Annotated in this window: 8 protein-coding genes; 2 read left to right on the top strand and 6 right to left on the bottom strand. The window is 61.8% G+C overall.

All coding sequences use genetic code 11. The features are described from left to right. Nucleotides 1-275: 275 nt before the first annotated feature. Nucleotides 276-1,208, bottom strand: a complete 933-nt coding sequence (locus tag VSR82_RS36645; RefSeq protein ID WP_429456755.1) for a LysR family transcriptional regulator — start codon at nucleotides 1,206-1,208, stop codon at nucleotides 276-278. A 110-nt stretch (nucleotides 1,209-1,318) separates the two neighbouring features. Between VSR82_RS36645 and VSR82_RS36640 the strand changes: the two genes are divergently transcribed. Next, entirely contained in the window at nucleotides 1,319-2,479 is a 1,161-nt protein-coding gene (locus tag VSR82_RS36640) for an alpha/beta fold hydrolase (RefSeq protein WP_429456757.1), read from the top strand. A gap of 193 nt (nucleotides 2,480-2,672) precedes the next feature. On the opposite strand, the gene VSR82_RS36635 is transcribed toward VSR82_RS36640, so the two are convergent. Continuing rightward, nucleotides 2,673-3,578, bottom strand: coding sequence for an AraC family transcriptional regulator (locus VSR82_RS36635; protein ID WP_429456759.1), 906 nt, complete (start codon nucleotides 3,576-3,578; stop codon nucleotides 2,673-2,675). A gap of 141 nt (nucleotides 3,579-3,719) precedes the next feature. Here VSR82_RS36635 and VSR82_RS36630 point away from each other — a divergent pair, with 141 nt between their 5' ends. Beyond that, a complete protein-coding gene (locus tag VSR82_RS36630; RefSeq protein WP_368582077.1) occupies nucleotides 3,720-4,499 on the top strand; it encodes an SDR family NAD(P)-dependent oxidoreductase in 780 nt (259 codons plus the stop codon). A 570-nt stretch (nucleotides 4,500-5,069) separates the two neighbouring features. Here the strand turns inward: VSR82_RS36630 and dhaK are convergent. Genes dhaK through VSR82_RS36610 form a run of 4 tightly spaced genes read right to left on the bottom strand, consistent with a single transcriptional unit; the run spans nucleotide 5,070 to nucleotide 8,833 of the window. Then, the gene (gene dhaK, locus VSR82_RS36625; RefSeq protein ID WP_152767297.1) at nucleotides 5,070-6,059 is read right to left on the bottom strand and encodes a dihydroxyacetone kinase subunit DhaK; all 990 of its coding nucleotides are present in this window, start codon (nucleotides 6,057-6,059) and stop codon (nucleotides 5,070-5,072) included. 14 nt (nucleotides 6,060-6,073) lie between these two features. After that, entirely contained in the window at nucleotides 6,074-6,709 is a 636-nt protein-coding gene (gene dhaL / locus VSR82_RS36620) for a dihydroxyacetone kinase subunit DhaL (RefSeq protein WP_429456762.1), read from the bottom strand. Then, nucleotides 6,706-7,725 carry an ABC transporter ATP-binding protein gene (locus VSR82_RS36615; RefSeq protein ID WP_410850432.1) on the bottom strand — a complete coding sequence of 340 codons (1,020 nt, stop codon included), beginning with the start codon at nucleotides 7,723-7,725 and terminating at the stop codon, nucleotides 6,706-6,708. The genes dhaL and VSR82_RS36615 overlap by 4 nt, the downstream gene beginning before the upstream one ends. After that, complete coding sequence (locus VSR82_RS36610) at nucleotides 7,718-8,833, bottom strand: ABC transporter ATP-binding protein (protein WP_429456764.1); 1,116 nt, start codon at nucleotides 8,831-8,833, stop codon at nucleotides 7,718-7,720. Before VSR82_RS36610 ends, VSR82_RS36615 begins: the two co-directional genes overlap by 8 nt. Nucleotides 8,834-8,836: the final 3 nt, after the last annotated feature.

The following is an 8,836-nucleotide window of genomic DNA, read 5'->3' as shown; positions in this document are numbered from 1 at the left end:
AATCCCCATAACCGCCTCGGTACACCCCGCGGTTTCCTCCCTCGAGCGTTGTCCAACGCCTGCCCGCATACGCCGTCGCTTACTCACGCGGCAGCAGACATGGGCAGGCGTCGAACAACGCTTAACGGTTACAGCCGGTCGACGCTCGCTGGTCCACGGGCAGATGGCAGGACCGAAGCGGCCGCGGGGGTGTCGACTTTCCGGAAAGCGCGGACAGCAGCTCTTGGCCGGACTCAAAAGGTCAAATCTGGTTCGAGAAACGCCAAACCTCAAATTCAGTTTCTGGCGGTCTTTCCCTGGCTCCAATCATCCCAGGGCGGATCATTGCCGAACGCTTCGGCAAGATAATCGACGAACCGCCGCACTTTGAACGGTATCCGGTGAGCGCTCGGATAGACCGTCTGCACTACCAGCTCGGTGGCGCGGTATGCCGGCAGCAGCGCGACGAGTTCCCCATTGCGCAGATGCTCCCCAAAGACGAATGTCGGGCCGTACACAATACCGGCGCCCGCGAGCGCGGCCGACAGCAGCATCTGCATGTTGTTGGCCGACACCCGCACGGGTCCTTCGATAATATGTGCACGCCCCTTCGCATCGAACAACGTCCAGTCCCCGGCGGATACCGCTTCGCTGAACGCGAGTCTGGGCGCCTGAAGCAGATCCCGCGGCTTGCGCGGTGTTCCATGCCGATCGACGTACGCGCGCGATGCGCATATAACCATCCGGCAAGGGGCGACCCGGCGTGTTACCAGCGCCGGATTCTCCAGTCGCCCGATCCGGATAGCGACGTCGATGCCCGCATCGAGCAGATCGACATAACGATCCCCGAGCACGACCTCGACATTCGCCTGCGGATGGTCCTCGACGTAGCGCGCAACGACTTGTCCGAGATGCATCGCACCGAACGTGACGGGCGCGGCGACGCGCAGAACGCCCCTGGCCGTGCCGTGTGAATCGCTAGCCTCCCGATTGGCTTCGGCGTACGTCTCGAGAATTTGCTTGCAACGCTCGTAGTAAGCCTGGCCCGGGTCCGTCAGGCTCAGCCGCCGCGTCGTGCGTTGAAGCAGTCGCACATTCAGCCGTGCCTCGATCTCACTTACATGCTTGCCCGCCATCGCGGGCGAAAGCCCGAAACGCCGCGCGGCAGCCGCGAAGCTGCCTTCTTCCACGGCCACAACGAACACGCCAAGACTGGTCAGTCGATCCATATCGTCACCTGATTCGATATCAGGATTATCGACTGTCGCCAAAATTCGAGCAATTATCAAATCACATGCACGACTCTACGATGCTCCTTCCAACCAGCGAGGAGTAGGAAATGGACATCGAAACGAACGGTACACGGATTCACGTCACGCAGCGAGGCAGCGGAGAGCTTGCGCTGGTCTTCCTGCACTACTATGGCGGATCGTCGCGCACATGGGACAAGGTAGCGCAGGCGCTGCCGGACCGATACCGCATCGTGGCCACGGACCATCGCGGCTGGGGCGACTCCGATGCACCCGCGCATGGCTACCGTATCGAGGATCTGGCGAACGACGCCGAGGGCGTGATCGAGGCGCTGGGTTTGAAGCGCTTCGTGCTTGTCGGTCATTCGATGGGCGGCAAGGTCGCGCAACTCATTGCTTCGCGTCGGCCTGAGGGACTCGAAGGTCTGGTGCTGGTCGCGCCGTCGCCGCCCTCGCCCATGCTTCTCTCCGAGGAGGAACGCGTGACATTGTCGGGCGCTTACCAGTCACGCGAATCGGTCGAGTTCGTGATCGACAACGTCCTCACCGCGAGACCGCTCGATGCCGCGTGCCGCGAACAGGTCATCGAAGACAGCCTGAAGGCCGCACCGCAAGCGAAGGCTGCGTGGCCCGAGATCGCGATGCGCGAAGATATCTCCGCAGCGGTGACGTCCATCGTCGTGCCGACCATCGTCATCTCGGGAGAGCGGGATCAGGTGGATCGGGTCGCCACGTTACAGGCTGAACTGTTGCCTCGCGTTCCGCATGCGGCGATGCACATCCTTCCCGGCATCGGGCACCTGTCGCCACTCGAATCACCAGCGGAGGTTGCGCAACACATCGCAAATTTTGTCGCTGCGATTGAAGACAAGTCTGTAGTGTGCAACGCGCCTGCGGACGTCCCGGCCGCCTTCGATACGGCGATGAACGCCAACGATCTCGATGCAGTGCTCCGCCTATTCAGCAATAACGCCACAATGCGAATGACGAACGGTGACCTCGTGGAAAACCCAGGCGACCTACGTCGGTCGCTTGCGGAGTTGCTAGCGATGCGACCGCATGTTCGAAATACCGTGCGCCTCGTACTGTCGAGCGGCGAGATTGCGCTCGTTCTGCTGGACTGGACCCTCAGCATCCCGCGACCCGACGGCCAGAAGCACGTAGAACACGGGACTGCGACCCAAGTCATGGAGAAGGGCCCCGATGGTGGCTGGCGGCTCAGAATCTCGAATCCACATGGGGTGAATTGATGGCGTGTTTCGGGCACTGCTTGTAGGCGGTGACCTGCGTCCGCAAACCTCTGTAGGGCGCGGCGGTCCACGCGGTATTGCTGGAGATCCTGCCGGGACTGTAACTGCCGTTCATGTCGTAGAGCCGATGTGACCACGGCTACGTTGCGATGCGCGGGCCCATAAAGTGCGAACCTCGAACTCCCGGGGTAGCTCAAGCAGCATCGCGCATTGTCTTCACATTGGTCGAGTCCTCTTTGTCTCGTTTGGGTGGTGCGCCAAACATCCGCGCGTATTCCCGACTGAATTGCGAGGGGCTCTCATATCCCACCTCAAATGAGGCGGCCTGGACGCTCATCGACTGTGAGAGCAGCAGCCTGCGAGCCTCCAGTAGGCGCAATTGCTTCTGATATTGGAGAGGGGGAAGTCCGGTCAACGCCTTGAATTGCCGGTGGAATGCCGACGGACTTAGTTGGGCAATTTCAGCCAGATCTTCCACTCGCACTGGCTGCGAAAATTGAGCTCTTATATTTTCCATCGCGCGCAGAACGCCGTGCGAGGCATTCCCGGTCGACGCCAGCTTTGCTATTTCGGCGCCTTTCGGACCTCTTAGCAACCAATAACAAATCTCCCGCATGAGCAGCGGGTACAGAATTCTGACTGCGTCCGGGGTATCCAGCAAGCGGACGACCCGCACCGCGCAATCGGCCAGCGGGCCATCGAAGTCCGCAACGAACACGCCGCGGCTTGCGTCTCCTGCCGCCACAGGGGGCGACGACATCTCCCTTGCAACGGCGCGCATGATCATCAGGTCGAGTTCCAGAACCAGAACCAGGCAAGGATTGTCCGGACTTGCTTCGAACACTCGGCCCTGCGACGGAGTCTCAACGCCGACCACCAGCGCCTGTCCGGCCCGGTACTCCAGTTTCGCGCCACCGAAGCTGGCCCATTTGGCACCCTGTGCAACGATGCACAGTGCTGGGCGCGCCAGGAGAAATGTCGGCGGTTTGGGGTGATCGGAGCGCAGAATCAGAAGCCCGTCCACGGCCGTGCGGTATGGGCTTGTTCCTGTTTGCGTTTCGATATAACGAAGCAGTGCAACGGCCAGTTCGTTCGACATAGCTGCCCTGTATGGAGAATGCGCGTCGATCAAGCTTAGTGAGCGGAGCAGGATCAGGCAAGATTTTGGTAGGTTCGGGTATTAACTGCTCGCGGCTCCGCCCGGAGAATTGAGGTTTTCCAACTTACCGCCAGGTGCCAAATGGAAACAGACAGGGATCGTCACCCGACTTCAAAAATCGCGGTCGTCACAGGAGGCAGTCGCGGGATCGGCCGCGACACAGTTCTGCGCCTCGCGAGTCGTGGCGTCCGCTCGGTGTTCACTTATCACTCAAATCGCGTCGAGGCAGAGAGGGTCTGTGCGACGGTTGCCGAAGCGGGCGGACAGGCGTTTGCCCTCCAGTTGAACGTGGGCGATGGAAGCGCATTTGATGATTTCGTCACACATCTGCGAGAAGCACTCGGGAAGTTGGGCGCGCAACGCTTCGATTATCTGGTGAACAATGCAGGGACGTCTTCAGCGGCTACGTTCGCAGCGGGCACCGAAGCGGAGCTTGACGCTCAGTTCGCGGTGCATTTCAAAGGACCATTCCTGTTGACCCAAAAGCTGTTGCCGCTTATTAACGACGGCGGACGGATTGTGAACATTTCCTCGGGGCTGGCACGTTTCGCGTTCCCTGGGCGGGCGATCTACGGGCCGATGAAGGCAGCCGTTGAAGCGCTGACGCGCTATATGGCCCTTGAACTCGCGCCGCGCCGGATCGCGGTCAACGTCGTAGCGCCAGGCGCGATCGCGACGGACTTCAGTGGTGGCGTCGTACGGGACAATCCGCAGGTCAACAAGGCCGTCGCCGACCATACCGCTCTGGGCCGAGCGGGACTGCCGTCGGATGTAGGGCCAGTGATTGCCGGTCTTTTATCGGATGACTTTGGTTGGGTAAACGCGCAGCGCATAGAAGTGGCGGGTGGCATTCACATCTGACTCGTCTTCACTAGTCGCCGCAGCTCGAGGCCCGGCGCGAAGTCGCTGCTCAGGACACTGATGCACGACGGGATCGCTCTCGCCCCTCGGCCGCACACGATCACCGAACCGCCGTTGCAGCTAGCTGTTCGTCGCGGAGCGTGCCACCAACCATCAACGCCGCGTCGCGGGACGGCACGGTGTTCGTCGCGCCTGCAGTCCTGAACTGGCCGCACGGCCGGTGAGATTCGAAAACCGGCCGCTCGAACTGCTGCGATTGGTAGACCGATTCGGGACGCTCATCGGCCTTTGGGTGCGGCTCTAGTACGACGGCGGCTTTCACGGGGGCTTGAGGGTCCCCGAACTCATCGAGCTTTTCTCAAACCGGGAATTGCGGGCACTGGCTCTGCATTTCTTCCAAAGCCCGCAGCAGTTTGCCTGGCTCATCGATTTTCAACGCAACCTGCAGCCGGCTCGGTCCGCCTTGTTGCGCTAGCGTGACAGAAATTTCAAACCGATGTCCCTGCTCGCGGCCCGCGCGCGGTTCCGCTGCCGCCGCCTGCGCAAATCTGACGGCCAAGTGGCGACAGGCTACATTCCCCATCTGAGCGATGGCGTATGCACCGGGCTATCCCAATGCCGCTTCATTTCGTCGTCCAGCACGCACAAGGTGATCGACGCGCCGGCCATTTCCAGCGACGTCGTAAGCGATCCGACCTGCACGCGCGCGACCGCGAGACCGCGCTGGTGCAGCCACGAGCGTGTTGAATTGAACAACAGATACAGTTCCCCGAGCGGCGTTCCGCCCAGTCCATTGATCAAGACCAGCAACTCGGAGCCGTTCCCCGGCTTCAAATCGGCGATGATCGCCGTCAGCAGCTCTGCCGCGATCGCATCGGCTGTGGCAAAGCGCGCGCGGCGCCGCCCTGGCTCGCCATGAATGCCAACGCCGACCTCGATTTCATCGTCGCCGATCTTGAACGTCAGCGTGCCCGCCGCGGGCACCGTGCAACTGGAAAACGCGACGCCCATCGACGCCGTACGCTTGTTGATCCGGTCGCCGAACGCCTTGCATTGTTCGAGATTGGCGCCGCTCTCGGCGAGACTGCCCACCAGTTTCTCGACGATCACGGCACCCGCGACGCCGCGCCGCCCCGTTGTATAACTGGAGTTTTCGACGGCGACATCGTCGTTGATCAACACCATCGCATTCGGCAACTCCGACATCTCGGACGCCATTTCGAAGTTCATCAGATCGCCGGAATAGTTCTTCACGATGAAGAGCGTTCCCGCGCCCGTATCGACGGCCTTGGCGGCTGCCATCATCTGATCGGGCGTCGGCGAAGTGAATACCTGGCCGGGGCACGCGGCATCCAGCATCCCGTACCCGACGAAGCCGATATGCAAAGGCTCGTGTCCCGAGCCGCCGCCCGAGACGAGCGCAACCTTGCCTGGCTTCAGCGTATTGCGCCGCACGAACACAGGATCGTTGTCGAGCACGACGAGATCACCATGCGCGGCGGCGAATCCAGTAAGACTCTCAGTTAGAAAGTCGTCGACATGGTTGATAAATTTTTTCATGGTCTGCGCTCCTTTCACTCTCTGTCTTGCGCGAGCCGCGCGCATATCGCACTGATCATCAACTGGCTCGACCGTGCGCCGGGATCGATGTGCCCGCGCGCACGCTCGCCGAGAAACGAAGCGCGCCCCTTGGTCGCGAGCATGTCGCGCGTCGCGCGCATGCCCTCTTCGGCCGTCAGCGGCAGCGCGTCGAGCACGGCTTCGGGCGCCGCACTATCTTCGGCTAGTTCCACGAAGCGTGACGAGACGGGGATGAGCACGTCCATCATCGTCTTGCTGCCGATGCCGGCTTTGCCGCGTTGGGCTACGGCGTTGACACCGGCGGCGAAGATCCGCGCCGCGTCCTCCACGCTGATTGTGTCCACGTTCTGCGCGGCCTTTGCCATGCCATGCAGCAACGAAAAAAACAGCGGTCCCGACGAACCGCCCACGGTCGACAGCAATTTGGAAGCGGCCTGTTCCAGCGCGGGCGCAAACGCCTCGGCCTCGATATCGGCGCGCATCGCAAACAGCGCATCGACGCCCCGCAACAGGTTGAAGATATGATCGCCATCGCCAATCTGCTGATCGAGCGCGGCGATCTCATCCGTGTGTTTCTTTAGCGTCGCGTGCGCGGCCTCGATGCACGCCATGACCGTTTTCCCGTTCATGCCGGAATCCTCCTGCCGTCGGAGCGGAAATAGAGAAGGCTGCGCGGAGGCAGCGACACGCCGACTGTTTGCCCAGGCGTGAAATTGCGCTCGGTCATGGTCGTCGCGACGATGGCGGTGCCGTCGCGCTCCATGATCAGCAGATGTCGCAGCGGGGAATATTCAAGCACGCGAAGATTGATCACGTCGCGCGTATCAGGCGCGTGCAGCACGATGTCTTCAGGCCGGATCGCGACCGTCGACGTGCCGGCCGGCATCGTGGAAAGATCGAACAACATGGGTGGCAGCAGATTGATGGGCGGCGAGCCGAGACGTTGCGCAGCGCCAAGTGAAGCGGGATTGCCATACACATCGCGCGGCGCACCAATCTGCACGATGCGTCCGTGCTCGAGTATGCCGATGCGATCCGCAAGCGTGGTCGCTTCGACCTGATCGTGCGTCACGTAGATGATCGTCGCGCCGATCGTGCGATGCAGACGCTTCAGTTCGATTCGCATCTCCTCGCGCAACTTCGCATCGAGCGACGACAGCGGCTCATCCATCAGAAACACCTTGGGCTGACGCACTAGCGCGCGTCCGATGGCGACCCGCTGCATCTCGCCGCCCGATAGATGCGTCGCCAGATTGCCAAGTTTCGACTCGATGTGCAGCATCTGCGCGACCATCTGCACGCGCGCGGTGACTTCCGCCTCGCTCACGCGCCGCCGCGGGGAGCGCAGTGGAAACGCCAGGTTGCCAAACACCGTCAGATGCGGGTACAGCGAATACTGCTGAAAGACGAAGGCGACGTCTCGGTCCGCCGGATGCATGTCCTTCGCGGCGGCACCGTCGATGAATATCTCGCCTTCGTCGGGGCGTTCGAGACCAGCGATGAGCCGCAACGTGGTGGTCTTGCCCGCGCCGCTCGGCCCGAGCAACACGACGAACTCGCCCTCTTTCACGTCGAACGACACATCATCCACCGCGACGATATCGCCAAATCGCTTCGTCACCCCATGCAGGCGAATCTCAGACATAAGCGCCTCCGTTGCTGCGTCCGTTGACGGCCATCTGCCGCACAGCGCCGGGCAGCAGCACGCCGCTGGATGCGTCGTACATCAGCGTGCGCTCCTTGTGAAACGACAACCCGACCTGCGCTCCCGCCGCTCTTCCTTCGTTCTTGCCGACCCGCACGCGCACCACGCCGAGCGCCGTTTCGACGACCAGAATCTGATGCGAGCCGAGATACTCGTCGGCAATCACGCGTCCACGCAACGCACTGTGCTCGTCGATCACGACGTGCTCGGGCCGCACGCCAAGCAGCGCTTTCGCGGCGGATGCAACAGTGCGCGGCACCGACACGGCCACACCGCGGAGCGAGACCGATTCCACGCCCGCTTCGACGCCGCCGTCCACGGCCAGAAAATTCATCGGGGGGCTGCCGATAAAGCTCCCCACGAACACGGTCGCTGGGAAGTGATAGACCTCATGCGGCGACGCGGATTGCAGCACCTCGCCGCCGCTCATCACAACGATGTCGTCGGCCATCGCCATCGCTTCCCGTTGGTCGTGCGTCACGTAGACCGTCGTCGCGTGGAGCGCATTGTGCAGCTTGCGCAACTCAAGGCACATCAGTTCGCGGAAATCCGCGTCGAGCGTGCCCAGCGGCTCGTCCATCAGAAAAGCCTTCGGGTGCCGGACAATCGCGCGGCCCAACGCGACGCGTTGACGATCGCCGCCCGACAGCCCACCCGTCTTTCGGTCCAGCAGACTTTCGATGCGCAGCATATGCGCGGCCGCATCGACACGAGCCGCAATCTCGCGGCGCGAAATGCCTTCGTTCTTCAGCGGAAAGGCGATGTTGTTCCGCACAGTCATATGGGGATAGAGCGCGAACATCTGGAACACAAACGCAATGTCGCGTTGACGCGCCCGCAATCCCGTCACATCTTCGCCGTCGATCAAAATCTGGCCTGAGGTCGGCAGTTCGAGCCCGGCAATCATGCGCAACGTCGTCGTTTTGCCACAGCCGGACGGTCCCAGCAGCACGACGAAGCGGCCATTGCTCACGGTGAGATTCGTATCGTGCACCGCAGTGAAGGCGCCGAAGCGTTTATGAAGGTTGGAGAGAACGATCGTCGACATGGC

Origin of the sequence: Burkholderia sp. JPY481 (assembly GCF_038900515.1) — a bacterium.
GTDB lineage: Bacteria > Pseudomonadota > Gammaproteobacteria > Burkholderiales > Burkholderiaceae > Paraburkholderia > Paraburkholderia youngii.
The sequence above is the reverse complement of the archived record's forward strand: the minus strand, read 5'-3'. Positions and strand labels throughout refer to the sequence as shown.

Bases quoted from the DNA above. Each gene is read 5' to 3' on its own strand.
- VSR82_RS36645 (WP_429456755.1), bottom strand. From the start codon at position 1,208: ATGGATCGACTGACCAGTCTTGGCGTGTTCGTTGTGGCCGTGGAAGAA.
- VSR82_RS36640 (WP_429456757.1), top strand. From the start codon at position 1,319: ATGGACATCGAAACGAACGGTACACGGATTCACGTCACGCAGCGAGGC.
- VSR82_RS36635 (WP_429456759.1), bottom strand. From the start codon at position 3,578: ATGTCGAACGAACTGGCCGTTGCACTGCTTCGTTATATCGAAACGCAA.
- VSR82_RS36630 (WP_368582077.1), top strand. From the start codon at position 3,720: ATGGAAACAGACAGGGATCGTCACCCGACTTCAAAAATCGCGGTCGTC.
- dhaK (WP_152767297.1), bottom strand. From the start codon at position 6,059: ATGAAAAAATTTATCAACCATGTCGACGACTTTCTAACTGAGAGTCTT.
- dhaL (WP_429456762.1), bottom strand. From the start codon at position 6,709: ATGAACGGGAAAACGGTCATGGCGTGCATCGAGGCCGCGCACGCGACG.
- VSR82_RS36615 (WP_410850432.1), bottom strand. From the start codon at position 7,725: ATGTCTGAGATTCGCCTGCATGGGGTGACGAAGCGATTTGGCGATATC.
- VSR82_RS36610 (WP_429456764.1), bottom strand. From the start codon at position 8,833: ATGTCGACGATCGTTCTCTCCAACCTTCATAAACGCTTCGGCGCCTTC.